General features: G+C 67.9%; 24 protein-coding genes. 13 read left to right on the forward strand and 11 right to left on the reverse strand.

Translation table 11 applies throughout. The features are described from left to right. Position 1 precedes the first annotated feature (1 nt). Together FFS23_RS02375 and FFS23_RS02380 are read right to left on the reverse strand one after the other, a co-directional pair. The gene (locus tag FFS23_RS02375; protein ID WP_245640824.1) at positions 2–1,321 is read right to left on the reverse strand and encodes a peptidylprolyl isomerase; all 1,320 of its coding nucleotides are present in this window, start codon (positions 1,319–1,321) and stop codon (positions 2–4) included. 126 nt (positions 1,322–1,447) lie between these two features. Further along, positions 1,448–3,670 (reverse strand): LPS-assembly protein LptD, encoded by a 2,223-nt coding sequence (locus FFS23_RS02380; RefSeq protein WP_171009332.1) that lies wholly within the window; start codon positions 3,668–3,670, stop codon positions 1,448–1,450. A gap of 176 nt (positions 3,671–3,846) precedes the next feature. On the opposite strand from FFS23_RS02380, the gene FFS23_RS02385 reads away from it, so the two are divergent. The 4 genes from FFS23_RS02385 (at position 3,847) to FFS23_RS02400 (ending at position 7,140) form a co-directional block, all read left to right on the forward strand. Then, positions 3,847–5,319: a leucyl aminopeptidase gene (locus tag FFS23_RS02385; RefSeq protein WP_137897302.1), complete on the forward strand. Its 1,473-nt coding sequence runs from the start codon at positions 3,847–3,849 to the stop codon at positions 5,317–5,319. A 327-nt stretch (positions 5,320–5,646) separates the two neighbouring features. Beyond that, positions 5,647–6,087 (forward strand): DNA polymerase III subunit chi, encoded by a 441-nt coding sequence (locus tag FFS23_RS02390; protein ID WP_137897303.1) that lies wholly within the window; start codon positions 5,647–5,649, stop codon positions 6,085–6,087. A 112-nt stretch (positions 6,088–6,199) separates the two neighbouring features. Next, complete coding sequence (gene ndk / locus FFS23_RS02395; RefSeq protein WP_038659321.1) at positions 6,200–6,622, forward strand: nucleoside-diphosphate kinase; 423 nt, start codon at positions 6,200–6,202, stop codon at positions 6,620–6,622. Next, a complete protein-coding gene (locus tag FFS23_RS02400; protein ID WP_171009326.1) occupies positions 6,622–7,140 on the forward strand; it encodes a GNAT family N-acetyltransferase in 519 nt (172 codons plus the stop codon). Before ndk ends, FFS23_RS02400 begins: the two co-directional genes overlap by 1 nt. 229 nt (positions 7,141–7,369) lie before the next feature. Here FFS23_RS02400 and FFS23_RS02405 read toward each other — a convergent pair whose 3' ends face one another. Continuing rightward, the gene (locus tag FFS23_RS02405; RefSeq protein ID WP_137897305.1) at positions 7,370–7,999 is read right to left on the reverse strand and encodes a carbonic anhydrase; all 630 of its coding nucleotides are present in this window, start codon (positions 7,997–7,999) and stop codon (positions 7,370–7,372) included. A gap of 139 nt (positions 8,000–8,138) precedes the next feature. Between FFS23_RS02405 and lipA the strand changes: the two genes are divergently transcribed. Continuing rightward, positions 8,139–9,089: a lipoyl synthase gene (gene lipA, locus FFS23_RS02410; protein ID WP_137897306.1), complete on the forward strand. Its 951-nt coding sequence runs from the start codon at positions 8,139–8,141 to the stop codon at positions 9,087–9,089. Next, the gene (locus FFS23_RS02415) at positions 9,082–9,540 is read left to right on the forward strand and encodes a type II toxin-antitoxin system RatA family toxin (RefSeq protein ID WP_137897307.1); all 459 of its coding nucleotides are present in this window, start codon (positions 9,082–9,084) and stop codon (positions 9,538–9,540) included. Before lipA ends, FFS23_RS02415 begins: the two co-directional genes overlap by 8 nt. Here FFS23_RS02415 and FFS23_RS02420 read toward each other — a convergent pair. Genes FFS23_RS02420 through FFS23_RS02430 form a run of 3 tightly spaced genes read right to left on the reverse strand, consistent with a single transcriptional unit; the run spans position 9,501 to position 11,643 of the window. Next, a complete protein-coding gene (locus FFS23_RS02420; RefSeq protein WP_038659336.1) occupies positions 9,501–10,001 on the reverse strand; it encodes a CinA family protein in 501 nt (166 codons plus the stop codon). The genes FFS23_RS02415 and FFS23_RS02420 overlap by 40 nt on opposite strands. Then, positions 10,001–10,522 carry a hypothetical protein gene (locus tag FFS23_RS02425; protein ID WP_137897308.1) on the reverse strand — a complete coding sequence of 174 codons (522 nt, stop codon included), beginning with the start codon at positions 10,520–10,522 and terminating at the stop codon, positions 10,001–10,003. The genes FFS23_RS02420 and FFS23_RS02425 overlap by 1 nt, the downstream gene beginning before the upstream one ends. Continuing rightward, on the reverse strand, positions 10,519–11,643 hold the full coding sequence (locus FFS23_RS02430; protein ID WP_137897309.1) for a bifunctional 2-C-methyl-D-erythritol 4-phosphate cytidylyltransferase/2-C-methyl-D-erythritol 2,4-cyclodiphosphate synthase: 1,125 nt from the start codon (positions 11,641–11,643) through the stop codon (positions 10,519–10,521). Before FFS23_RS02430 ends, FFS23_RS02425 begins: the two co-directional genes overlap by 4 nt. An 81-nt stretch (positions 11,644–11,724) precedes the next feature. Here FFS23_RS02430 and dusB point away from each other — a divergent pair, with 81 nt between their 5' ends. From dusB to hflX, 7 genes are all read left to right on the forward strand, one after another. Further along, entirely contained in the window at positions 11,725–12,732 is a 1,008-nt protein-coding gene (gene dusB, locus FFS23_RS02435) for a tRNA dihydrouridine synthase DusB (RefSeq protein WP_137897310.1), read from the forward strand. Positions 12,733–12,739: 7 nt separating this feature from the next. Further along, complete coding sequence (locus FFS23_RS02440) at positions 12,740–13,801, forward strand: two-component system sensor histidine kinase NtrB (protein ID WP_137897311.1); 1,062 nt, start codon at positions 12,740–12,742, stop codon at positions 13,799–13,801. Then, entirely contained in the window at positions 13,798–15,213 is a 1,416-nt protein-coding gene (gene ntrC / locus FFS23_RS02445) for a nitrogen regulation protein NR(I) (RefSeq protein WP_137897312.1), read from the forward strand. The genes FFS23_RS02440 and ntrC overlap by 4 nt, the downstream gene beginning before the upstream one ends. 586 nt (positions 15,214–15,799) lie before the next feature. Next, on the forward strand, positions 15,800–18,025 hold the full coding sequence (locus FFS23_RS02450; protein ID WP_137897313.1) for a sensor histidine kinase NtrY-like: 2,226 nt from the start codon (positions 15,800–15,802) through the stop codon (positions 18,023–18,025). A 3-nt stretch (positions 18,026–18,028) separates the two neighbouring features. Beyond that, the gene (gene ntrX / locus FFS23_RS02455; protein ID WP_038659353.1) at positions 18,029–19,405 is read left to right on the forward strand and encodes a nitrogen assimilation response regulator NtrX; all 1,377 of its coding nucleotides are present in this window, start codon (positions 18,029–18,031) and stop codon (positions 19,403–19,405) included. 122 nt (positions 19,406–19,527) lie between these two features. Continuing rightward, the gene (hfq, locus tag FFS23_RS02460) at positions 19,528–20,013 is read left to right on the forward strand and encodes an RNA chaperone Hfq (protein ID WP_038659355.1); all 486 of its coding nucleotides are present in this window, start codon (positions 19,528–19,530) and stop codon (positions 20,011–20,013) included. A 2-nt stretch (positions 20,014–20,015) separates the two neighbouring features. Next, positions 20,016–21,302 (forward strand): GTPase HflX, encoded by a 1,287-nt coding sequence (gene hflX, locus FFS23_RS02465; RefSeq protein WP_137897314.1) that lies wholly within the window; start codon positions 20,016–20,018, stop codon positions 21,300–21,302. Between the two features lie 9 nt (positions 21,303–21,311). Here the strand turns inward: hflX and mazG are convergent, their stop codons facing one another. Genes mazG through metG form a run of 5 tightly spaced genes read right to left on the reverse strand, consistent with a single transcriptional unit; the run spans position 21,312 to position 25,788 of the window. Further along, complete coding sequence (mazG, locus tag FFS23_RS02470) at positions 21,312–22,043, reverse strand: nucleoside triphosphate pyrophosphohydrolase (protein ID WP_137897315.1); 732 nt, start codon at positions 22,041–22,043, stop codon at positions 21,312–21,314. 43 nt (positions 22,044–22,086) lie between these two features. Further along, positions 22,087–22,704 carry a retropepsin-like aspartic protease family protein gene (locus FFS23_RS02475; RefSeq protein WP_137897316.1) on the reverse strand — a complete coding sequence of 206 codons (618 nt, stop codon included), beginning with the start codon at positions 22,702–22,704 and terminating at the stop codon, positions 22,087–22,089. After that, the gene (locus FFS23_RS02480; protein ID WP_171009327.1) at positions 22,701–23,465 is read right to left on the reverse strand and encodes an MBL fold metallo-hydrolase; all 765 of its coding nucleotides are present in this window, start codon (positions 23,463–23,465) and stop codon (positions 22,701–22,703) included. Before FFS23_RS02480 ends, FFS23_RS02475 begins: the two co-directional genes overlap by 4 nt. Further along, complete coding sequence (locus tag FFS23_RS02485; protein WP_137897365.1) at positions 23,462–24,238, reverse strand: TatD family hydrolase; 777 nt, start codon at positions 24,236–24,238, stop codon at positions 23,462–23,464. Before FFS23_RS02485 ends, FFS23_RS02480 begins: the two co-directional genes overlap by 4 nt. Beyond that, positions 24,238–25,788 (reverse strand): methionine--tRNA ligase, encoded by a 1,551-nt coding sequence (metG, locus tag FFS23_RS02490; protein WP_137897317.1) that lies wholly within the window; start codon positions 25,786–25,788, stop codon positions 24,238–24,240. Before metG ends, FFS23_RS02485 begins: the two co-directional genes overlap by 1 nt. Positions 25,789–25,824: the final 36 nt, after the last annotated feature.

Raw genomic sequence — 25,824 nt, forward strand, 5'->3', positions numbered from 1 at the left:
GTCAACGATACTCGATGACCGCGTCGCGGCGCAGATCGCGCAGCTTGCTCTGCGCGCGCAAATTGACACGCTGCTGTTCGAGCTGGCCCTGGATCTGCGCCGCACCCGGCACCGCCGATTGCTGCGCATCGTCGCGACCGCAGAGCACCAGCGCGCGCACGCCCTCGGTCGGCGAGCCGAACGGCGGGGTCGCCTGGCCGACCTGCAGCTTGAGCAGGATCTCCTGCAACTGCGGCGGCAGGTCGCGGATGCGGACCGAATCGTTGTCGACCACCTCGGCGCCGATCGTCGCGGCGACCTTCTCGACCGTGCCGCAGCCCTGGATCGACTGGACCGTCTTGGCGAAGGTCGCGGCGCGCACCTGCGCCTGCGCCTGAGTCGTGCCGGCGGGGAAGCCGACGGTGAGCTGCTTCAGGCTGAGCCGCGCATCGCGCGGGTCGGCGGCACCGATCGTGCGCTTGTCGGTGAGGTAGAGGATCGAGAAGCCGCCCGGCGTCTCGATCGGGCCGGCGACCTGGCCGACCTGCATCTGCTGCGCCGCATCGGCGAGCGGCTGCGGCAGCGTCACCAGCCGGATCCAGCCGAGATCGCCGCCGACGCCGCGCGTCGACGCTTCCGAATAGTTGCGCGCGAACAGCTCGAACGGCTGCTGTGCCTTCTGGATCTCGCCGATGATCTGCTTGGCCTTGGCGAACACCTCGGCGCGGTTGGCGTCGTTCGCGCTCAGGTAGATCTCGCGCAGATTATATTCCTCGGTGCCGCGCGACGCCTCGATCCGCTTCTGGATCGCGCTCACCTCTTCGTCGCCGACGTTGACGAACGGCTCGATCTTGCGGCGCAGATAGCGGCTCCAGGCGAGCTCGCCCTCGATCGCACGGCGCAGCGACCGCTCCGACGATCCGGCCTTGCGCAGCGCGACGCGCAATTGCGGCACGGTCATGTTGAACCGCTTGGCGAGACCCGCCTCGCTCTGGTCGAGCTCGGCCGCGGTGACGGTGATCTCGGCGGTCTTCGCCTCCTGGATCTCCAGCGTTTCGTCGATCAGCTGGCGCAGGATCTGCAACTTGAACTCGTCGACCTGCTCCGCCGCCGGGCCGCGGCCGCCGTTGTTGAAGACGGTGAGCGCCAGCCGCTGGTCGACGTCGGTACCGGTGATGACCGTGTCGTTGACGATCGCGGTCGGCTTGCGCACGTTGGGGTCGAGCTTGCCGAAGATCTGCAGATTGGTGGGGATGTTGAGGTTGGTCTCGGGCACCTGCTGGTCGGGCACCGTCTGCGCGACCGCGCCGGTGGCGATCGCCGCCAGCGCGAGCCAGCTCATGGTGCGACCGATCCGGGCGCTGCGTCGATTGTTCTGCGTCACGTTCTTCCGTTACCCCAAAGCTCGGCGTCGCGCATCGGGCACGACGCCTGTTCCGGTCATGCCCCGATCCATCTGAACTGCGGCTTAGCGACCGAGGTTGGTCAAGGCCAGCGTCAACAGGAAGCTGTTGCCCGAACGCGCGTCGCCGGTATCCTGATAATCGCGCCGCCACGTCATGCCGAGCCGCAGGCAGTCGTCCTCATATTGGACGCCGAGCCGGTGGCGGATCGGATCGAAGCCGTCGGACAGCGACTGCGGGTCCTCGCTGCGGTCGGTGAGGTCGATGACGGTCGAGCCGAACACCGACCAGAAGCGCGCGAACTGCACCCGGCCGGCGAGCCGCACCTCCTCGCGATCCTGGAGATCCTCGATCGCCGGGAAGATGTTGCGGTTGAGCCTTAGATAGCCGGCAAGGACATAGGTCGAGCGCGAGCCGATCGTCGCATCCACCTCGTTGCGGCGCACCGCAAGGCCGTCCTTGTCGAGCCGGTAGCGGTGGATGATCGAGACGAAGTCGCGGATGCGCAGCGTCGTGCGCCCGACGAAGTCGGAGAAACGGTCGCTGAGCCCGGTGCCGCTCGGCAGGATCGTCGGGCGCTCCGACAGGCGATAGCTCTGGCCGATCACCGTGTCGAAGGTCACGCCGGGCACCGCCACCGCCCATTCCGCGCCATAAGTGGCGCGGCTGCTGTCCTCCCACCGGTCGTAGCCGGCGAAGCGGTTGAGCGCGAACAGGTTCGAATCCTCCAGGTCGACCGCGCGCGCATCCTCGTTGGGCACGTCGAGATTGGCGACCTTGGGACTGGCGACGATCTGCAGCCGCGGCGTCAGCCGCTGCGTGCCGCCGAGGAACTCGCCGACGAACGGCCATTTGATGTCCGCCGCCAGCGCGCCGATCGCGCGCGCCTGGAAGCCGTCGATGCCGCGATAGCTGGCGACCGTCGTCAGCAGCGAATCGTGCGTGTTGTAGGCGTCGGCGCGGGCGTAGGCGGTGAACGTCACCTCTTGGCCCCAGTTGGTCAGCCGCCGCAGGTCCCATTGCCCGGCGACGAACGCGCGCTGCGTGTCCTGTCCCTCGGTGCGGGTGATCGCCAGCGTGTTCGCCTGCAACTGCAATTTGCCGCCGGCGAGATCGATCCGCTTGCGAAAGTCCATCTCGGGCAATGCGATCGGCTGGTTGCCCTGCGGATCGTTGACCCGCAGCGTCTGGATGTACCAGCCGGTCAGCGCGAAATAGGTGTTGGGATCGATCCGCTCGAGCGAGGCGGTGGTGCGCAGCCGGTCGTCGCGCGAGATGTCGTAGCGGCGCAGGAAGGTGCGGTCGCTGGCGATGCGCGCCGATCCGCTGACGCTCCAATTGGGGGTCAGTTGGTAGCGCGCGATGCCGTCGATATAGCCGCGGAACGCGCGTTCGGTATCGGTCGGCGTCACCGTGTTGAGATCGTCGCTGCGCCGGCTCTCGGTGACGTAGCCGGTCACCTGGAAGGCGCCGTTGGTGCCGAGCGCCTCGTAGCGCGCCTGCATCATCGGCAGCACAGCGGAGAAGACGTGCGGGGTGAGCGTCAGCCCCTTGTTGGGCGCCAGCCGGAAATAATAAGGCGTCACCAGTTCGAGGCCGTTGACCCGGTCGAGCTGAAGGTCGGGCGCGAGCAGGCCGCTTTCCGATCCGCCACCGACCGGCATCGAGAAAGCGGGCAGGGGGAGCGCCGGCAGGCCGAACAGGTGGAACTGGCCGCCACCGAAATAGACGCGCTCGCGATCGGGACGATAGGTGATCCGCACCGCGGTGATCTGCCACGACGGCGTCTTCGGGCAGCCTTCGGAGGTCTGCACCGCGCACGGCGTATACGCCGCCTTGTCGAGCTGCATCGAGCCGTCGATGCGGCGCGTGCCGCGCTCCGCCGCCATCCGGCCGCCCTGTTCGAGCACGACCAGCATGTTCTGGACGACCCCGTCCTTGAGCGAATCGGTCAGCTCGATCGAATCGCCGTAGGCGACGTCGCCCTGCGGATTGGTGACCGCGATGTTGCCGGTCGCGACGACCTTGCCGGTCTTGCGGTTCCACACCACCTTGTCGGCGCGCAGCCGGTCGCCCTGGCGGAACATCCGCACCTCGTCGAGCGCGGTGACCATGTCGGCATTGCTGTCATAGTCGAGACTGCCGGCGCTGAACTGCACCTGATCGTCGCCGGCGGGCGTCGCCAAGGCGGGATCGCTCGCCGGTGGCGGCGCGACCGGGCGGTTCTGCAGGTCCTGCGCCGCCGCCGGTGCGACGAGAAGGGCCGCGGCGAGCGCACAGCCGGCCATAAGGTCGAAACGCAACACGATTATCCGAATACCCTTTCGGCGTGGCCGGCCCCGCCCTGAACGGTGCCGCACCCACGCCCGCCTATCGCATCACCCGCGCGGCGCTGCAATCGTTGTGCTTGCCGCCCGGCGACCTTAGATCATGCGCCTGTTCTCGTCCCAGGAAGTCACCCTATATGCAGATCGCCTTCTCGTCCGCCGCTTCCACTGCCCCTGCGATCCTCGCGCTGCCGATCGAGAAGGATCTCGCCGGCCGCGCCAGTTGGGCGGGGCTCGGCGACGGGCATCAAGCGCTCGCCACCGCCGCGGCCCGCGCCGCGCGCTTCGACGGCGAGGCCGGCGCGATCGTCGAGCTGTTCGTCGCCGAGGGCGACGCCACGCGCCAGGTGCTGCTGCTCGGCGTCGGTGCCAATGGCGAGGCGGATTGGGAGAAAGCGGGCGGCGCGCTCGTCGCGAGATTGCTCACCTCCGGCGCCACCGAGGTTACCACCGATCTTTCCGCCGCCAGCCCGACCGCGAAGGCCGCCGCGCGCTTCGCCGCCGCCGCCGCGCAGCGCGCGTGGCGCTTCGACCAATATCGCACCAAGCTGCCCGAAAAGCAGAAGCCGACGCTCGCCACGCTGACCATCGTCGGCGCCCCCGCCGACACCGACGCCGCCTGGGCGGCGCAGCATGCGGTCACCCAGGGTCTCGACCTCACCCGCAACCTCGTCGCCGCGCCGCCCAACATCCTCTATCCCGAAAGCTTCGTCGAACAGGTCCGCGCCAGCGTCGAGGGGCTGGGGCTCGAGATCATCATCGTCGACGAGGCGGAGATGGCCGAACTCGGCATGGGCGCGTTGCTCGGCGTCAGCCAGGGCTCGGTGCGCGAGGCGCGCATCCTCGCGCTGAAGTGGAACGGGGCGGGCGAGGGCGATCCGTCGCTCGCGCTGGTCGGAAAGGGCGTGACCTTCGACACCGGCGGCATCTCGCTCAAGCCAGGCGCGGGCATGGAGGACATGAAGTGGGACATGGGCGGCGCCGGCGCGGTCGCCGGCACGATGAAGGCGCTCGCCGCGCGTAAGGCGAAGCTCAACGTCGTCGGCGTGATGGGCCTCGTCGAGAACATGCCCGACGGCAATGCGCAGCGTCCCGGCGACGTCGTCACCTCGATGTCGGGGCAGACGATCGAGATCCTCAACACCGATGCCGAGGGCCGGCTGGTCCTCGCCGACGCGATCACCTGGACGCAGAAGACCTTCCGTCCGAAGACGATCATCGATCTCGCCACGCTGACCGGCGCGATGATCGTCAGCCTCGGCAACGAATATGGCGGCGTCTTCGCCAATGACGACGGCCTCGCCGACACGCTGCTCGCCGCCGGCCTCGCGACCGGCGACAAATTGTGGCGCTTCCCGTTGTCGGACGCCTACAACAAGCTGATCGACTCGCCGATCGCCGACATGAAGAACGTCGGCCCGCGCGGCGCCGGCTCGATCACCGCGGCGCAGTTCATCCAGCGCTTCGTCGACGAGGGCGTCGCCTGGGCGCATCTCGACATCGCCGGCATGGTGTGGAGCGACAAGGCCGGCGCCACCTACGACAAGGGCGCCACCGGCTACGGCGTCCGCCTCCTCGACCGCGCCATCGCCGACCATTTCGAAGCCTGACCGCCGTTGCGCCCCTCTTTGGACGGGAGGGGCAGAACCGACGAGCAACCGCCTACGGCGGCGGCAGCGAGGCTCGATCGGGCTCCACCTGCTACCCGTCACCCCGGACTCGTTCCGGGGTCCACCGGGCCGCAGGAGAACGGGGTCGCCTCAAGCCGTTCCCCTCGCCGCGAGGTGGACCCCGGAACGAGTCCGGGGTGACGGAGTGGGTACGGAAAGCGCGTGGCCAACCTCACGGCCCGAATGGGACGGCCGTGCTCGATACGCGACCACGCATCCATCACCGCAAGGGGTGACGCCGCTCCACCGCCACGCTACCCCGGCCCGATGCAGGTCGACTTCTACCATCTCACCGCAACCCCGCTCGACCGTGCGTTGCCGCAGATCGCCGCGAAGGTTGTCGAGACCGGCAACCGGCTGCTGATCGTCAGCGGCCGCGACGAGCAGCGCGCCGAACTCGACCGGTTGCTCTGGGTCTATCGGCCCGACAGCTTCCTGCCGCACGCCCAACTCGGCGCCGGCGACGACGCCCGCCAGCCGATCCTCATCGCACCCGAGGTTCGCGCCGCGAACGGCGCCCGCTACGTCGCGCTGGTCGACGGCGAATGGCGCGACGCCGCGCTCGACTTCGACCGCGCCTTCCATGTCTTCGAAGACGAGTTCATCCGCCCGGCGCGCGACGCGTGGCGCGCGCTCGGCGGTCGCGACGGCGTCGAGCGGCGCTATTGGAAACAGAATGACGCCGGCCGCTGGGAACAGGCGGCCTAGGTCCCGGTCCGGCGCTGGTTTCCCGGCCCCGCCGAAGCGGTTGCAAAGCCGGCGCCCCCCGACTAGGGCGGCGCCACTTTCCGCCCGTTCAAGACAGGAGCCCGTGACCATCATGGCCGCGAACCGTACCTTTTCGATCATCAAGCCCGATGCCACCCGCCGCAACCTGACCGGTGCGGTCACCAAGATGCTCGAAGAGGCCGGCCTGCGCGTCGTCGCGTCCAAGCGCATCCAGATGACCCGCGAGCAGGCCGAGGGCTTCTACGCCGTCCACCGCGAGCGTCCGTTCTTCAACGACCTCGTCAGCTTCATGATCTCCGGTCCGGTCGTCGTGCAGGTGCTCGAGGGCGAGAATGCCATGCAGCGCAACCGCGACATCATGGGCGCGACGAATCCGGCGAACGCCGAGCCCGGCACGATCCGCAAGGAACTCGCCGAGTCGATCGAGGCGAACAGCGTGCACGGCTCGGATTCCGACGAGAATGCCGAGATCGAGATCGCCTATTTCTTCAAGCCCGAAGAGATCGTCGGCTGATGACCTGGCGGCTGCGGCGCGCGTCCCCGGAGGATGCGCCCGCGGTCGCACTGGTGGCGGCCGCAAGCTTTCTCACCACCTTCGCCGGCATCCTCGACGGTGCCGACATCGTCGCGCATGTCGCGAAGAACAGTTCGGCCGAGCGCTTCGCCGCATGGACGAACGATCCGGCCAGCGTGGTGACGCTCGCCGAGCATCCCGATGGCGCCGCGCCGGTCGGCTATACGTTGCTCACCACGCCCGATTTGCCGCTGACGATCGGTGCGGGCGATATCGAACTTCGCCGCATCTACACGCTGCCGGCCGCTTATGGCTCGGGCCTCGGGCAGGCGATGATGATGCGCGCGGTCGACGACGCGCGGGCGATGGGCAGGACCCGCCTGCTCCTCGGCGTCTACGGCGGCAACGATCGCGCGCGGCGCTTCTACGAACGACAGGGCTTCGCGATCGCCGGCCGGCGCCAGTACCGGGTCGGCGCGACGCTGTGCGACGACTTCATCTACGCGCGCGCCTTATAAATCCTCCCGTCAGGGCAAGGCTGTCGCATTTGGCCGTCTGTAGGATTCGGACGACATTCCAAAAGACTCCGTCACCCCGGACTTGATCCGGGGTCCCGCTTCTCCGGACGGTGCGAAGAAGCGGGATGCCGGATCAAGTCCGGCATGACGGAATAGGAATGCCGTCGCTATACTCCAAACGGTCAACTGCGATTGCCCTGCCCGCCCGGGCGAGGGCTGAATCACCTCGTCACGCCGGTGCGAACACCCCGTCGTCGTCCATCACGTGCAGCTGGCCGTCGGCGATCGCGAAATACGCCCCGCGCAGCTTGAGCGTACCCGCTGCCTCGCGGTCCGCGACGAACGGGAAGGTGCGCAGGTTGGCGATGCTGACCCGCACCGCTTCATGCTCCAGTTCGCGCTTCGCATCGGCGCCGTCGCCGAACTCCGCCTTCACCTTGTCGCGCGCATCGTCGAGCAGCCCGACCCAGTCGGAGATGAAGCCGCCTTCGCCCGGCTTGCTGTCCTTGAACCCGCCCGACAGCGCCGCGGCGCAACCGCCGCACGAGGCGTGGCCCATCACCACCACTTCGGGCACCTCGAGCTGCGTCACCGCGAATTCCACCGCGGCGGAGACGCCGTGATAACCCTTGCTCGTCTCGAACGGCGGCACGAGGTTGGCGACGTTGCGCACCGTGAAGATCTCGCCCGGCGCGACGTCGAAGATCTGCATCGGGTCGACGCGGCTGTCCGAACAGGCGACCACCATCACCTTGGGGTCCTGGCCCTGGCTGAGCTGGCTCCAGCGCTCGCGCTGCTCGGTCCAGCCCTTGGCGCGGAACCGGCGATAGCCTTCGACCATATCGGCGAAATCGGTCATTGTACCTCCATCATGTGTCCGTTTCGGCTGCTATAACGCATATTTGCGGGGAGGGTCCCCCCGACGCGCGGCGGGCAAAGCTTCTTCACAAACGGCATGACGGTTGTTCACAAACCCGGGAGTCGCTATCTCGCGGATCATGAACGAGATGACCCCGCTCGCCCGTCCGGAACGCCTGCGCAAGCCCGACTGGATCCGCGTCAAGGCGCCGACCAGCGCCGGCTTCGCCGCGACGCGCGAATTGATGCGTTCGAAAAGCCTGACCACCGTCTGCGAAGAGGCGGCCTGTCCGAACATCGGCGAATGCTGGTCGAAGAAGCATGCGACGGTGATGATCCTCGGCGACACCTGCACGCGGGCCTGCGCCTTCTGCAACGTCAAGACCGGCATGCCGCGTGCGGTCGATCCGATGGAGCCCAATAACGTCGCCGATGCCGCGGCGCAGATGGGCCTCGAACATATCGTCGTCACCTCGGTCGATCGCGACGATCTGCCCGACGGCGGCGCGAAGCAGTTCGTCAAGGTGATCGAGGCGATCCGCCGGTCGAACCCGAAGACGACGATCGAGATTCTGACACCCGACTTCCGCAACAAGCACGAGGCGGCGGTCGAGGCGATCGTCGCGGCGCGTCCCGACGTCTACAACCACAATCTGGAAACGGTGCCGCGGCTCTATCCGACGATCCGGCCCGGCGCGCGTTATTATGCGTCGATCCGCCTGCTGGAGAGCGTCAAGAAGCTCGACCCGTCGATCTTCACCAAGTCCGGCGTGATGCTCGGCCTCGGCGAACAGCGGCTCGAAGTGCATCAGGTGATGGACGACATGCGCTCGGCCGACATCGATTTTCTGACGATGGGCCAGTATCTCCAGCCGACGCCGCGCCACGCCAAGGTCGCCGAATTCGTCACGCCCAAGGCGTTCGACAGCTATGCCGCGATTGCGCGCGCCAAGGGGTTCCTGCTGGTCGCCTCGTCGCCGCTGACCCGGTCGAGCTATCACGCCGGCGACGATTTCGCGAAGATGCGCGATGCCCGTGCCGCCAAGCTCGCCCAGAGCGCGGTCGCGCCGACCGCGAGCGTTCGTGCCTAAACATTCCGAGACGCGCCATCTGCCCTACACGCCGGAGCAGATGTTCGACATGGTCGCCGACGTGAAGCGCTACCCGGAGTTCCTGCCCTGGGTCAGCGCGATGCGCGTGCGCCAGGACAGCGACACCGCGACGCTCGCCGACATGATCGTCGGCTTCAAGGGGCTGCGCGAGACCTTCACCTCGAAGGTCGAGAAGACGCGTGCCGAGACGATCCATGTCGAATATGTCGACGGGCCGCTCAAATATCTGCACAATGACTGGCGCTTCCGCCCCGAGGAGGGCGGCTGCGCGGTCGATTTCGCGGTCGACTTCCAGTTCAAGAACCGGATGTTCGAGATGCTGGCGGGGCAGGTGTTCGGCGTCGCGCTGCGCCGGATGATCGGCGCGTTCGAGGATCGCGCCAAGGTCCTCTACGGCAGCAGCAGTTCGAGCGCGACCAGCGCCGCCTGAAGCCGGATCCCGCCGCGGCCGAGATCGCCGAACGCCTTGCGATCGGCATGGACGTCGGACGGATCGCCGCCCTTCTCGGCGCGCGCGAAGACGACGGTGCCGACCGGTTTCTTGATCGATCCGCCACCCGGCCCGGCGACGCCGGTGATCGCCACCGCGACGTCCGCGCCGCTGTTGGCGAGCGCGCCCTGCGCCATGCTCCATGCCACTGCGATCGACACCGCGCCGAACGTCTCGAGCACGTCGCTGTTCACCTTGAGCAGCTTCATCTTGGCGTCGTTCGAATAAGTGACGAAGCCCGCACCGAACACGTCGGACGAGCCCGGCACCTCGGTGATCGCCGCGGCGACCAGCCCGCCGGTGCAGCTTTCCGCGACGGCGATCGTGCGGCCGGCGGCGCGGTTCGCCTCGACGACGCGGGTCGCCGCCTCGATCAGCTCGCGGGGAAGGACGGTGTCCATCAGCGTTGGCCCTCCGGGCAGAGCGGCAGGTCGGGCACCGCGATCGCCTTGCCCTTCGCCTTCTCCGCCTTGAAATAGCGCAGGGTGGTGACGATCACCCCCGCGGTGTTCTGCGGCGGCAGCGGCGCGAGCTGGGTGACGAAGCGGTCGATCGTCCCGCAATCCGCCGGATTGATCCGCCCGACCAGCAACGGCGCCAGCGCCGCGGTGAGCAGCGGCCGCGCGAATTCGGACTGGAGCAGCGAATCGATCATCGGATCGGACAGTTTGACGATCGCCGCGCGCGCATTCGGCCAGGCACGGTCCGCGGCGTCGCGATAGCGGCCGAGAAACTCGCCGTCCGTCCGCCGGATCAGGCTGGAGGAGGGGAGGCGCGTCGTGCAGATGATCCCGGTCTGCTGGATGATGTCGGGCAACGCGACGAGCGTCATCGCCTCCGCCTCGGGCGTGGTGATGCAGCGCGTCTGCGCCTCGGCCGACGAGGCGGCGAGCAGCGCGACGATCGCGACCAGCGCCCTCATCGCGGCAGGCTCACGGTCGCGACCGCCTGCGCGGCGATGCCCTCGCCGCGGCCGGTGAAGCCGAGCCGTTCGGTCGTCGTCGCCTTGATGCTCACCCGATCCTCGCTCAGGCCGAGCAGCGCACCGATCCGCGCGCGCATCGCCTCGCGATGCGGCCCGATCTTGGGCGCCTCGCAGATCAGCGTCAGGTCGACGAAGTCGATCCGGCCGCCCTTGTCGGCGATCAGCGTCGCGGCATGCTGGAGGAATTGCGCGGAATCGGCCCCCTTCCACTGCGGGTCGGAAGGCGGAAAGTGCGTCCCGATATCCCCCGCCGCGATCGTCCCGAGCAAAGCGTCGGTCAGCGCATGCAGGCCGACGTCGGCGTCGCTATGGCCGGACAGCCCCTTGTCGTGCGGGATCAGCACCCCGCCGAGCCACAATTCCTCGCCCGCCTCGAGCCGGTGCACGTCGAACCCCGACGCGCTGCGCGTCTCCCGGGTCACACGCGCCTCTGCGGCGGCGAAATCGTCTGGATGCGTTACCTTGTCGAGCATCGCATCGCCCTGCACCAAAGCGACGCTCCCGCCAAGCCGCCGCACCATCTGCGCGTCGTCGGTCGCCTCGTCGCCCGCCGGCCAGCCGGCATGCGCCGCGCGCAAGGAGTCGGTGCGGAAGCCCTGCGGCGTCTGCACGCGCGCCAGGCCGTCGCGCGGCACCACCGCGCCGTCGCGTACCAGCGTATCCGCCACCGCCAGCACCGGCATCGCCGCCTCGGCCTCGTCGAGCGCCGCCAGCACGCGGTCGATCACCGCCGCCGGCACGAACGGCCGCGCCGCATCGTGCACCAGGACGCGCGCGCCGCTCACCGCCGCCAGCCCGCGCGCCACCGACTCGCGCCGCGTCGCGCCGCCGACCACGGTGCGCACCCCGCCCAACGCCGCCGCCGCCAGCGCTTCGGCGCCGGGGGCGATCACCACCACCACCTCGCCCACCGCCGGGTGCCCGGCGAAGGCGGCATAGGCATGCGCGACCAGCGGTTTGCCCGCCACCATAGCATATTGTTTGGGAAGCGCGCCGCCGGCACGCGAGCCGCTGCCCGCCGCCACGATCAGCGCCGTCGTCGAAGGTCGATCCGTCATCGCGTCGCTCTAGCCGCCCGCCCGCAACCTTGCCAGCACCGCCGCAAGCCGCTAGGGAGATGCCCAATTTTCAGGCAGATCATGGCAGCTCTCACGCCCATCCAGATCGGTCCCGTGCGGATCGACCAGCCCGTCGTCCTGGCGCCGATGACCGGCGTCACCGACATGCCGTTCCGCACGCTCGTGCGCCGCTACGGCTCGGGTCTCAACGTCACCGAGATGATCGCCAGTCAGGCGGCGATCCGCGAGACGCGCCAGTCGATCCAGAAGGCGGCGTGGCATCTGTCCGAAGAGCCCGTCTCGATGCAGCTCGTCGGCTGCACCCCCTATGAGATGGCGGAGGCGGCGAAGCTCGCCGAGGATCGCGGCGCCGCGATCATCGACATCAACATGGGCTGCCCGGTGCGCAAGGTCACCAACGGCGATGCCGGTTCGGCGTTGATGCGCGACCTCAAGCTCGCCGCGCAACTCGTCGATGCGGTGGTCAAGGCGGTCAAGGCGCCGGTCACGCTCAAGATGCGGATGGGCTGGGATCTCGACAGCCTCAACGCGCCCGAACTCTCGCGCATCGCACAGGATCTCGGCGTGCAGCTCATCACCGTCCACGGCCGCACGCGCAACCAGATGTACAAGGGCCAGGCCGACTGGCGCTTCATCCGCACCGTCAAGGATGCGGTGACGATCCCGGTGATCGCCAACGGCGACATCTGCACGATCGACGACGCCGTCGCCGCGCTCGACCAGTCGGGCGCCGACGGCATCATGATCGGCCGCGGCGCCTATGGCCGCCCGTGGCTGCTCGGCCAGGTGATGGAGTTTCTCGCCACCGGCAACCGCCGTCCCGACCCGTCGCTCGACGAACAATATCGCGTCATCACCGAGCATTACGATGCGATGCTCGACCATTATGGCGACGTCACCGGGGTCAACATGGCACGCAAGCATATCGGCTGGTACACCAAGGGGCTGACCGGCTCCGCCGAGTTCCGCAATGCGGTCAACCAGCAGCCCGACGCCGCGGTGGTCAAGCGCATGCTCGCCGACTTCTACGCGCCGCATCGCGATCAACCGATCCGGCAGGCCGCCTGACGCGTCGATGGAGCAGCGCACCGGCTACACCTCCGGCCGGCCCGGTTTCGCCGAGCTGTTCGCGGCGCTGCCGGTCGCGGTCGTGGTGGTCGATCCCGACGATCGCATCGCGCATGCCAATGGCTTCGCCGAACAATTGCTCAATCTGTCCGAACGGGTGATGTGCGGCCAGCCGCTCGCGGCGATCCTGCCGCCGCCCGCCGCGGACGACCGCCGCGACGGACAGGGCTTCGCCTTTTACGACACCGAGATCGCGACGCCGCACGGCCCGAAGATCCGCGTCGATTTCGTCGAGGCGGCGGTCCCCGACCATCCCGGCTGGCGCGCGATCACGCTCCACACCGCCGCCAGTACCCGCGGCCTCACCCAGACCGGTCGCAGCGCCGGCGCGCGCGCGGCGAGCGGCGCCGCGGCGATGCTGGCGCATGAGATCAAGAACCCGCTGTCGGGCATCCGCGGCGCCGCGCAATTGCTCGGCACCGGCGAGCTGACCACGCTGATCGTCACCGAGGTCGACCGCATCGCCGCGCTGATCGACCGGATGCAGGATTTCAGCGACACCCGCCCGCTGCCGATCGTGCCGGAGAACATCTATCCGCTGATCGGCCACGCCCGCCGCCTCGCGCTCGCCGGCTTCGCGCGCGGCGTCGCGATCGAGGAGCGGTTCGACCCGTCGCTGCCGCCCGCCGCGATCAACCGCGACGCGCTGCTGCAAATCCTCATAAACCTTCTCAAGAACGCCGTCGAAGCCAGTCGATCGGTGCGCAATCCGCGCATCCTCATCACCACGGCCTATCGCCATGGCATGTCGGTGGCGGCCGCCCCCGGCAGGCCGCGCACGCCGCTGCCGATCGAGATCTGCGTGATCGACAACGGCCCCGGCGCGCCCGCCGATATCGCCGACCATCTGTTCGACGCCTTCGTTTCGGGTCGGCCGGAGGGGCAGGGGCTCGGCCTCGCGCTGGTCGACAAACTGGTCCGCGACATGGGCGGCATCGTCCAATATGCCCGCGAAGGAACCCCGGAAATGACGACGCTCCGCCTCCTGCTGCCGCGCGCCGCGGCATGACCCGCATCCTCGTCGTCGACGACGATGCCGCGATCCGTACCGTCGTCGCGCAGGCGCTGCGCCGTGCCGGCCATGACGTGCAGACCGCCGAGACGCTGGCGCAGGCCGACCGCATGCTCGCCACCCGCGTCCCCGACGTGCTGATCACCGACGTCATCCTGCCAGACGGCGACGGCATCGCCCGCGCCAAGGAGATCGGCGAGCGCCTGCCGCAACTGCCGATCATCATCCTCTCGGCGCAGAACACGCTGACCACCGCGGTGCGCGCGGCCGAGGTCGGTGCCTATGAATATCTCCCCAAGCCGTTCGATCTCGACGATCTCACCCGCGCTGTGACCGGCGCGCTCGCTCGCGGCGCGGTGATGCCGCAGCCCGAGGCGAGCGAGGACCCGGCGCTGCCGCTGATCGGCCGCTCGCCGGCGATGCAGGACGTCTATCGCATCATCGCGCGCGTGCTCTCCAACGACCTCACCGTGCTGATCTCGGGCGAATCGGGCACCGGCAAGGAATTGGTCGCGCGCGCGATCCACGATCTCGGCGCGCGCCGCGCCGCGCCCTTCGTCGCGATCAACATGGCCGCGATCCCGCGCGAGCTGATCGAGGCGGAATTGTTCGGCCACGAACGCGGCGCCTTCACCGGCGCTGCCGTGCGCAACGCCGGCCGCTTCGAACAGGCCGCCGGCGGCACGCTCTTCCTCGACGAGATCGGCGACATGCCGATGGAGGCGCAGACGCGGCTGCTCCGCGTTCTCCAGTCGGGCGAATTCACCACCGTGGGCGGCGCGCGGACGATGCGCGCCGACGTCCGCGTCGTCGCCGCCACCAATCGCGACCTCACCCAGCAGGTCGCCTCCGGCCAGTTCCGCGAGGATTTGTTCTACCGGCTCAACGTCGTGCCGATCGCGCTGCCGGCGCTGCGCGAACGCCGGCAGGACATTCCGTTGCTCGCCCGCCATTTCCTCGAAATGGCGGCGGCACAGGGGCTGCCGCGCCGTCAGCTCAGCGATGCGGCGCAGGCATCGCTCACCGCGCACGACTGGCCCGGCAACGTCCGCGAGCTCGAAAATCTGATGCGCCGTCTGGCGGTGCTCGCCCGCGACGAACTGATCGACGCCGCGACGATCCGCGACCTGCTCGGCGCCCCCGGCACCAGCGGCGAGACATCCGATCCCGGCATCGCCGAAGCGGTCCGTCATCTGGTCGAGCGTATCGCCCGCGAGCGTCCCGGCGCACTCGACGACGGCACGCTGTACGACCGCGTCATCGGCGAGGTCGAACGCCCGCTGATCGAGGCGATGCTCGCCCGCCACGCCGGCAACCAGCTCCGCGCGGCGCGCGCACTCGGCCTCAACCGCAACACCTTGCGCAAGCGACTGGACACATTGGGCATCAGCGCACGGGCGGAGGAATGACGGAATAGGGCCTCGTGATCCTGCCGCGGAGGCGTGGGTCATCCGCCACCACCCGCGCGCCGTCCCCCCGTGCTCCTGCGAACGCAGGAGCCCAGGAGTCCGGAACGCCAATCGTTCATTCGAACCTGCCGTGTTCCAAGCTTATTCCGTCACCCCGGACTTGTTCCGGGGTCCACCCTGCGGCGAGGAGAACGGCTTGATTTGACGCCGTTTCCCTGCGGCACGGTGGACCCCGGAACGAGTCCGGGGTGACGGCTTCGATAAGGAAACCGATCGAGCCTCATCAACGCAGCCATATGCGATTGCCCGGGGTTCGAAAGGAAAGCGGGATCGGTTCACGCGGAGGCGCGGAGGCGCGGAGATGAACCGCCCGCGGCAACGTGGCCTGTCAGCGCCGGAGGTGCGATGGAAAGCGCTGCCGCCGCACCGGGGGCGACACCTCCGCGCCTCCGCGCCTCCGCGCCTCCGCGTGAACAAAGTCACGCCCCACCAGCGACGCCCCGCTCATCTTACTGTCACCACAAACCACCGTTGCCGATAAATTATGTGGTTTCCGTGCAACAATCCACGTTGTACGAAGGGTCGAATGAACGCGGCCCCCATGCCCGATCTGATCGCACCCGCCCCGGACCGCCGGCTGCGCATCACGCCCGCCGTCGAGGCGCTGGTGCTCGCGCTAGCCATCGCCATCGCGACGGCGACCTATTTCGTCATCACCGGCAGCAGCAAGCCGGCACAGCCACTCTCCCCGCCCGCGATCGCCTCGCTGCTCGTCGCCAACCTCGTCCCCAGTATCGCGTTGCTGATGCTGCTCGGCCGCCGCATCGCCCGCAAGCGCGCCGCGGCGTCGCTGGTCGGCGGGGAGGGGGTCCTCCACGTCCGGCTGGTGGCGATCTTTTCGATCATTGCCGCCGTCCCGGCGTTGCTCGTCACCGTCTTTGCCTCGCTGCTCTTCCAGATCGGCGTCGAATTCTGGTCCTCCGACCGGGCCAGCGGCATGCTGGAGAACGCCCGCAAGCTGGTCGGCGAAAATTATCAGCGTGAGGCGAACCGGGTCATCTCGCAGGTGCAGGCGATGAGCGGCGATCTCGCCATCGATCTCAGGACCCATGCGATCGACAGCGCATTTTTCCAGAATGCGCTGCTGCTCCAGACCTATCGTCGCGAGCAGTCGGAGGCGATGATCATCGGCCGCAACGATAGCGATCCCCTGATCGTCCTCAATCCCTACGACAAGCCGCTTCAGAACGTCGTCACGCCTGCGGTCGAACAGGCGATCGACAAGGGGGCACGCTACGTGCTCGTCCGCAACGATGACCGGATCGGTGCCGTCGTCCCGATTGCCTACGGCAATGGCGCCTATCTGTACTCGTCACGCATCTTCGACCCGCAGCTTGCCAGCCAGATCCGCCGCGGCGACGCGATCATCCGCGATTATCAGGCGCTGCAGAGCCGCTCACGCGCGTTGCAGCTCAAGTTCAACGCCGCGCTGCTGATCCTATCGCTGCTCATCGTCGGCATCGCGGTCTGGGCGGCGTTGGCGGTGGCGGACCGACTCGTCCGTCCGGTCGCCGAACTGGTGGGGGCCGCACGCAAGGTGGCCACCGGCGATCTCACCGCGCGGGTTCCCGACCCGCGTCGCAAGGACGAAGTCGGCACGCTCGCCAACGCCTTCAACCAGATGACCGGCCGCCTGCAGGAGCAGAACAGCGCATTGGTCACCGCCAACGACCAGCTCGAGAATCGCCGCGCGCTGATCGAGGCGGTGATGGCCGGCGTGTCCGCCGGCGTCGTCGCCACTGCCGAGGACGGCACGATCCGCCTCGCCAATCGCTCCGCCACCGAATTGATCGGAACGGGGGCGGACGGGCTGATCGGTCGGCCGCTCACCACCATCGCGCCCGAACTCGCCGACCTCGTCCTCGGCCATGAACGCGAGGCGATCGTCCAGGTCATCCGCAACGGCGAGACGCGGACGCTCGCAGTGCGCATCGCGCGCACCGATGCCGGTCCGATCCTCACCTTCGACGACATCACCCAGCAATTGCTCGACCAGCGCCGCGCCGCCTGGTCGGACGTCGCGCGGCGGATCGCGCATGAGATCAAGAACCCGCTCACCCCGATCCAGCTCGCCGCCGAGCGCCTTCAGCGCCGCTACGGCAGCAAGATCGATCCCGCCGACACCACCTTCGCGCGGCTGACCGACACGATCGTCCGCCAGGTCGGCGACCTGCGCCGGATGGTCGACGAATTCTCCTCCTTCGCGCGGATGCCCAAGCCGGTGTTCCGCGAGGAATCGCTCGTCGACATCGCCCGGCAGGCGCTGTTCCTGCACGAGGTCGCGCATCCCAATATCCGTTTCGAGCTCGACCACAGCATCCCCGCACCCACACTCGTCTGCGACCGCCGCCAGCTCGGCCAGGCGTTCACGAACATCGTCAAGAACGCCGTAGAAGCCATTGAAAGCAAAGGCGAAAGCGGTGGGTCCGTGATGATGCATGTGCGTGAGGATAGTGATGTTACGACGGTCGAACTCGCCGACACCGGCGTCGGCCTGCCGCCCGACCGCGACCGGATCGTCGAACCCTATATGACGACGCGCGCCCGCGGCACCGGCCTCGGCCTCGCGATCGTCAAGAAGATCGTCGAGGAGCATCACGGCACCATGACCTTCGCCGACCGCGACGGCGGGGGGACCGTCGTCCGCATGACCTTCGACGCCGCGGCGCTCGCCGCCCTCGACCAGGGGGCCGCGGCGCCCGAGCCGGCTGACGAAGGCCAGCTCGCCGCCCTCACACGCAATCGGAATTAAGCCATGCCGCTCGACATCCTCGTCGTCGACGACGAACACGACATCCGCGAACTGGTCGCCGGCGTCCTCGAAGACGAGGGCTATGAGACCCGCTCCGCCGCCAACAGCGACGCGACGCTCGAGGCGATCGCCACCCGCCGCCCGTCGCTGGTGCTGCTCGACGTCTGGCTCCAGGGCTCGCGGCTCGACGGATTGGAACTGCTCGACGAGATCAAGCGCCGCGATCCGTCGATCCCGGTGCTCGTCATCTCGGGCCACGGCAATCTCGACACCGCCGTCGCCGCGATCCGCCGCGGCGCCAGCGACTTCATCGAAAAGCCGTTCGAGGCGGAGCGCCTGCTGCTGCTCGTCGCCCGCGCGACCGAGACCGAGCGCCTGCGCCGCGAGGTCGCCAGCCTCCGCGTCTCGGCGGGGCGCGAGAGCGACCTCACCGGCAGCTCGGGCGCGATCAACGGCGTCCGCGCGACGCTCAAGCGCGTCGCCGCCACCGGCAGCCGCGTGCTGATCATGGGCCCCGCCGGCGTCGGCAAGGAGGTCGCCGCGCGCCTGCTCCATGGCTGGAGCAACCGCGCGCAGGCGCCCTTCGTCATCGTCAGCGCCGCGCGCATGACCCCCGAACGCGTCGAGGAGGAGCTGTTCGGCGTCGAGGAAAGCGGCGACCTCGTCCGCCCCGGCCTGCTCGAACAGGCGCATGGCGGCACCTTGTTCCTCGACGAGATCGCCGACATGCCGGTCGCGACGCAGGCGCGTATCCTGCGTGTGCTCACCGACCAGAGCTTCAGCCGCATCGGCGGCACGCGGATCGTCAAGGTCGACGTCCGCGTCGTCTCCGCCACCTCGCGCGACCTGACGCACGAGATCGCCGAGGGCCGCTTCCGCGAGGACCTCTATTACCGCCTCAACGTCGTCCCCGTCGTGCTGCCGGCCCTGTCCGAACGCCGCGAGGACATTCCAGCGCTGGTCGAGCATTTCATGGCGCATTATGCCGCCGATCGCCGCGTGCCGACGCCCGAGATCGCGCCCGACGCGATGGTCGCGCTGCAATCCTACGATTGGCCAGGCAACGTCCGCCAGCTCCGCAACGTCGTCGAGCGGACGATCATCCTCGCCCCCGGCGACCGCATCGGTCGGATCGATCTCGACCTGCTTCCCGCCGAAGTGCTCGGCGATCAGGGCGATCTCGGCAGCGGGGGCGGGGGCGCGATCATGGGCGCGCCGCTCCGCGAGGCACGCGAAACGTTCGAGCGCGAATATCTCCGCGTCCAGATCCGCCGCTTCTCGGGCAACATCAGCCGCACCGCGAGCTTCATCGGCATGGAGCGCTCGGCGCTCCACCGGAAGCTCAAGCTGCTCGGTATCACCGACGTGCGCGAGGATTGAGCGCTGGACGAAGCGCTCCTTCGTTCATAGATGCAAGGTGCCGCCCGACCCGGGCGGCGATCCGACGCCGGGAAACGGCGCGATAGCGGGCAAACGGCTCGCCAAAAACCGAAAGGCTCATCATGGCCGAAAAACAAGGGTCCCTGCAGGACCTCTTCCTCAATGCCCTTCGCCGCTCGAAGACCCCGGTGACCATGTTTCTGGTCAAGGGCGTCAAATTGCAGGGCATCGTCACCTGGTTCGACAATTTCTCGGTGCTGCTGCGCCGCGACGGCCAGTCCCAGCTCATCTACAAGCACGCCATCTCGACGATCATGCCGTCGGGGCCGATGGATATCGCCGCGCTGATCGAATCGGTCGGCGAGGCGCAGCGCAAACAGCCGCTGTTGCAGGAGATCTTCCTCAACGCGGTGCGCAAGTCCGAGGATTCGGTAACGATGTTCCTGATCAACGGCGTCATGCTGCAGGGCCAGATCGCCGGCTTCGACCTGTTCTGCATGTTGCTCCAGCGCGAGGGCATGGCGCAGCTCGTCTACAAACATGCCGTGTCGACGATCCAGCCGGCGCGCGCGCTCAACCTTGCCGATGACGGGGAGACGGAAGACTGACCGTGACCAATGGCTTCAATCGCGATCGCGACGATTTCGCCCGCGGCGGACGCACGCTGATCGTCCTGCCCGACCAGGGCGATGCGCATCGCGATGCCGACGCCCGGCTCGACGAGACCGCGGGGCTGGCCGCTGCGATCGGTCTCGTCGTGACCGAAAAGGTCGCGGTAAGGGTGAGGGCGCCCAAGGCGGCGACGCTGATCGGCAGCGGTCAGGTCGAGCAGCTTGCGGTGCAGGTCCGCCAGAACGAGGCCGATCTCGTCGTCTTCGACGCGAGCCTTACGCCCGTGCAACAGCGCAATCTCGAAACCGCGCTCGAAGCCAAGGTGATCGATCGTACCGGCCTGATCCTCGAGATTTTTGGCGAACGCGCCGCCACCGCCGAAGGGCGGTTGCAGGTCGAACTCGCGCATCTCGACTATCAGGCCGGGCGGCTGGTGCGCAGCTGGACCCATCTCGAGCGGCAGCGCGGCGGCTTCGGCTTCCTCGGCGGTCCCGGCGAAACGCAGATCGAGGCCGACCGGCGGCTGATCCGCGACCGGATGGCACGGCTCCGGCGCGAGCTGGAGCAGGTCAGCCGTACCCGCGGCCTGCATCGCGACCGGCGCCAGCGCGCGCCGTGGCCAATCATCGCGCTCGTCGGCTATACCAATGCCGGCAAGTCGACGCTGTTCAACCGGCTGACCGGCGCGCATGTCATGGCCGAGGACCTGTTGTTCGCGACGCTCGACCCGACGTTGCGGCAGATCTCGCTGCCGGGCATCGACAAGGCGATCCTGTCGGACACGGTGGGCTTCGTCTCCGACCTGCCGACGCAGCTCGTCGCCGCCTTCCAGGCGACGCTGGAGGAAGTGGTGTCGGCCGACCTGCTGATCCACGTCCGCGACATCGCGCATCCCGAGACCGAGGCGCAGCGCAGCGACGTCGAGGCAGTGCTCGCCGAGATCGGCGTGTCCGAACTGACGCCGCGCTTCGAGGCGTGGAACAAGCTCGACCTGCTCGATCCCGAGCGGCACGACGACGTGCTGGTCGAGGCGGGGCATCGCGACGATGTCGTCGCGATCTCGGCGCTCAGCGGGGAGGGGATCGACGACCTGATCGAGCAGGTCGCCGCCAAGCTCACCGCCGGCCATCGCCGCTATTGGATCACGCTCGACGCCGGCGACGGGGCGGGGGCGGCTTGGCTCCACGCACATGGCGAAGTGCTCGGCCAGATCAGCGAAGATCTTCAGACGCAGTATGAGGTTCGCCTCGCAGAGCGCGATTACGAACGCTTCTTGCAGCGGTGAGGGGGCGACCTAGCCGCGCTTCACCCGCTGCCAGAGCGCTTCCTTGTCGTCGAGGCTGAGCGCCGGAAAGCTCTCGCCGGCGATCGCCTCCATCGCCCGGAAGCGGCGTTCGAACTTGGCATTGCCACGTCGCAATGCCGTTTCCGGATCGACGCCGAGATGCCGCGCCCAGTTGACCGCAGCGAAGAGTAGATCACCGATCTCGTCTTCGATCTCATCGCCGGTCGCGGCATCGACCTCTTCGATTTCTTCGTGCAGTTTCGCGCGGGAACCGTCTGCGTCGGGCCAGTCGAAGCCGACGCGGGCGGCACGCTTCTGGAGCTTCACTGCGCGCATCAACGCCGGCAGCCCGGCAGCGACGCCTGCCAGCGCACTCGCATCGCTCTTGCCGCTGCGCTCGGCCGCCTTGAGTTCCTCCCAGCCGGGGCTCTGCGCCGCATCGCCGAAGATATGGGGGTGGCGACGTTCCATCTTGTCGCTGATCGACGCCACGACATCGTCAAGCGTGAAGGCGCCGGCTTCCTCGGCTATCCGGCTGTGAAAGACGACCTGAAGCAATAGGTCGCCGAGCTCGTCCTTGAGATCGGCCGCATCGTCGCGGGCGATCGCGTCGGCGACCTCATAGGCTTCCTCGATCGTGTACGGCGCGATCGTCGCCCAGGTCTGCGCGACGTCCCAGTCGCAGCCACGCTTGGGGTCGCGCAGCCGCGCCATGATCGCTACCAGCCGTTCGACCGTCATGCGCCCCCTCTCACCGACCCAAGCTTGGGATCGATAATATACATTATGTAAAATCTTGATGGTGGTGGGGTTCGAGGATCAGCGTCTGCCCCTCGACCCGCCACGATTTCAGCTTGGACAGGAAATTCATGCCCAGCACGTCGGTATCGCCGAATGCCGGCGAGACGACGACGCCGAGGCCACGCGCGGCGATATCGCCCAGTCGCAATTCGCGGACCGTCGCGGTCTGCGCGCTGATCTGGCCATTGGCGGTGTTGAGGATCATCGGGAACGCGCTGTTGCGCACGTCGAGCGCGGCGGCCTGCGCGGTGCGCGTCGACAGCGCGGTCACCGTTGCGCCGCTGTCGATCAGCATCCGCCGCGGGACACCGTCCAGCGTCACCCGCGCCCAGAAATGCCCGTCGGCGGCCATGCGAATCCGCGTCTCGCGCCCGACGACCGTCTGGTCGGCGATCTTCAGCACGCTGGCGATCCGTTGCAGATACGGATCGAACCGCTCGCGCTGGCCGACGACGATGACGAGCAGACCGATGATGAGCGCCCAACTTGCCAGCGACAGGACGATGCGGAGGATCGGGACGCGTCGGGCGATCAACGCCGAAATCGGGAGGATGAGCAGCACCAGATAGAAGAGCGTCGAGCCGCCCAGATCCGTGTTCATGGCGTGAATTCGAGTCCGTCGTAGCCAGGTTCGACGCCTGGCGGCAGCGTCGCCATCAACGTCGCATAGTCCATACTATGGTCCATATGTATGAACGCTGACCGCCCCGGGCGAAGCTGTTCGATCCAGTCGAGCACCGCCGGTACGTCGGGATGCGTCGGGTGCGGCGCATAGCGCAGCGCGTCGACGATCCAGACGTCGAGCCCGGTATAAAGCGCGCGCATCGCCGGCGTGAGTTCGTGAAAGTCGGTGGCATAGCCGACCACCGCGTCGCCGGCGGAGAAGCGCAGTCCGGCCGAGGTGATATGGCCATGCGGCTGGTCGACGACGTCGATCGTGATGCTGCCGATCGTCAGTCGATCGGGCAGCGCCGCCGCTTGGATTGTTGGTGGATAGCCCTGCCGACCGGCGAAGACATAGGTGAACTTTTCGTGCAAGGCCGCCAACGTCTTCGGTCGGGCGAAGCCTTGCACGGGTCTACCGAGCGCATGGTAGATCTGGCGGACATCGTCGATACCGTGACAGTGATCGGCGTGATCGTGCGTCCAGATGATCGCGTCGACCGCCGCGACGTCGGCGGCAAGCAACTGCTCGCGCATGTCGGGCCCGGTATCGATGAGGATGCGCGTGCCGTCATGCTCGACCAGCAGCGACGCGCGGGTACGCCGGTTGCGTGGTTCGCCGGGGTCGCAGGCGCCCCAATCGTTGCCGATCCGCGGCACGCCAGACGAGGTGCCCGAGCCGAGGATACGGACCTTCACCGCTGCGCTTTATCGAACAAAGTGAAGAAATTGTCGGCGGTTCTTGCGGCCAGCTCTTCAAGTGGCTCGCCGCGCAGCTTGGCAAGAAAGGCGGCCGTGTCTGCGACGAAGCCCGGTTCGCCCGGCTTGCCGCGATTGGGTACCGGCGCGAGGAACGGCGCGTCGGTCTCGATCAGCAAGCGGTCGCTCGGCAGCCGTGCGGCGGTCTCTTGCAGATCGCGCGCGTTCTTGAACGTCACGATCCCCGAAATCGAGATATAGAAGCCCAGTTCAAGGGCCCCGTCGGCGAACGCCCCGCTCGCGGTGAAGCAATGGATGACACCGCGATAGGCCCCCTGCTCCATCTCCTCGCGCAGGATCGCCAGCGTATCCTCCTCCGCGTCGCGGGTGTGGACGATCAGCGGCAATCCCGTCTCGCGACAGGCGGCGATATGCGTGCGGAAGCTCGCCTGCTGCCGCGCCCGATCGGAATGTTCGTAGTAATAATCCAGTCCCGACTCACCGATCGCGACGACACGCGGATGCGCGGCGCGATCGACCAGCGTCGCGCGCCCGACATCCGGATAGGCGTCGGCTTCGTTGGGGTGGATGCCGATCGCGGCCCAGACGTCGGGCTCGCGTTCCGCGGTAGCGACGACGGCATCCCATTCGCTCTCGCGCGTCGAAATGTTGAGCATCGCGCCGACGCCCCTCGCCCGCGCCCGGGCCAGCACCTCGCCCTGCTGCTCGAACACGCCCTTGTAGTTGAGGTGGCAGTGGCTGTCGGCGAACATCATTCCGTCACCGGCAGCTCGAGGCGCGGGAAGACCGGCGACGGGGGTGCGATCACGAAGCCGGACGCCGCCTGACGCGCATACCAACCGTCGTCGTCGATCGCGGCGTGATCGCGCACATCGACGCCGATCTGGTCGAGCACCTTGCCCGCCGCATCCGGCACCACCGGCAGGATGGCGATCGCCAGCATGCGGATCGCGCGGACCAGCGTGCCGAGCACGGCATGCATCCGCTCGGGATCGGTCTTGCGCAATGCCCAGGGCGCCTGCGCATCGATATATTGGTTACAGGCGAACACGCCGCGCATCCACGCCTCGATCCCCTGGCTCAGCATCAGATCGTCGAACGCGGTCTTGAGCCCGGCACAGGCGACGACGATCTCCTCGATCAGCATCGCATCGGCGGGATCGCTACGCCCGGCATCGGGGAATGCGCCGCCGAGATTCTTGGCGATGAACGACAAAGTCCGTTGTGCGAGGTTGCCGAAGCTGTTGGCCAGTTCGGCGTTGACCCGCGTCACGATCGCCTCGGCTGAATAGCTGCCGTCCTGCCCGAAGCTGACCTCGCGGAGCAGGAAATAGCGGACCGCGTCGACGCCGAACGCCTGCGTCAGTTCGTCGGGGCTGACGACATTGCCTACCGACTTCGACATCTTCTCGCCACGGTGGAGCACGAAGCCATGCGCGAACACCTGTTTCGGGATCGGCAGGTTCGCCGACATCAGGAACGCCGGCCAGTAGACGGTGTGGAAGCGCGTGATATCCTTGCCGATTAGATGCAGATCGGCCGGCCAGAAGCGCGCCAGCGCTTCGCTGTCGTCCGGATAGCCGGCACCGGTCAGATAATTGGTCAGCGCATCGACCCAGACGTACATGACGTGGCCGGGGCTGTCCGGCACCGGCACACCCCAGTCGAAGCTGGTCCGCGACACCGACAGGTCGGACAGGCCGCCCTCGACGAAGCGCATCACCTCGTTGCGCCGGGTTTCCGGACGGATGAAATCGGGATTGGCGGCGTATAGGTCGAGCAAGGGCTGCTGATATTTCGACAGGCGGAAGAACCACGTCTCCTCCGCGGTCCATTCGACCGGCGTGCCCTGCGGCGAGAGGCGCTGCCCCCCCTCCCCGTCGATCAGCTCCTTCTCGTCGTAAAAGGCTTCGTCGCGAACCGAATACCAGCCCTCGTAGCGGTCGAGGTACAGGTCGCCCTTGTCGCGCATCGCCCGCCAGATTGCCTGGCTCGCGGCATAATGGGCGGGCTCGACGGTGCGGATAAACCGATCGTAGGAGATGTTAAGTGTGTCCGCCATCTCGCTGAAATGGGACGACATTTCGTCGGCGAAGGCGCGCACCTCGACGCCCCGGGCCCGCGCCGTCTGCGCCATCTTGAGGCCATGCTCGTCGGTGCCGGTCTGGAAGCGGACGTCGCGGCCCGCCTGCCGCTGGAAGCGCGCGATCGCGTCGGCGGCGATCATCTCATAAGCGTGGCCGATATGCGGACGCCCGTTCGGGTAATGGATCGCGGTGGTGATATAATAAGGATCGGCCATGCCGGGCCTCCTAGTCGATCCTCAGGGCGAGGTGAA

The sequence above is a fragment of the Sphingomonas sp. 2SG genome (assembly GCF_005503285.1).
GTDB classification, from domain to species: domain Bacteria; phylum Pseudomonadota; class Alphaproteobacteria; order Sphingomonadales; family Sphingomonadaceae; genus Sphingomonas; species Sphingomonas taxi.